Origin of the sequence: Billgrantia ethanolica, assembly GCF_021404305.1 — a bacterium.
In the GTDB taxonomy this organism is placed as follows: Bacteria; Pseudomonadota; Gammaproteobacteria; order Pseudomonadales; family Halomonadaceae; genus Halomonas; species Halomonas ethanolica.
In genome coordinates, this window is record NZ_JABFTX010000028.1 from 1 (window position 1) to 358 (window position 358).

Sequence of the window (358 nt, forward strand, 5' to 3'; positions counted from 1 at the left end):
AGGGCATGCAGCTCACCACCGGCTGGTACTGGGACATGAACGACGAGGCCCGCGCCTGGGCCCAGCGCTACTACGAGCGCATGGGCAGCATGCCGACCATGGTCCAGGCAGGTGTCTATTCGAGCTCCATGCACTACCTCAACGCCATCGAGGCCACCGGCACGGACGATGCCGCCACGCTGCGCGCCTGGATGGGCGAGACGCCGGTCAACGACATGTTCACTCCCAACGGCGTGATCCGCGAGGATGGGCGCATGGTCCACGATATGTACCTGGTGGAAGTGAAGTCGCCCGCCGAGTCCAAAGGCGAGTGGGATCTCTATCGGATCGTACGTACCATCCCGGGAGACGAGGCCTT

Annotated in this window: 1 protein-coding gene; it reads left to right on the forward strand. The window is 64.0% G+C overall.

Features of this window, described 5'->3' with window-relative positions; translation table 11 throughout:
* Nucleotides 1–358: ABC transporter substrate-binding protein (locus tag HOP53_RS21355; RefSeq protein WP_234271871.1), on the forward strand; the 358-nt coding region annotated here is incomplete at both ends.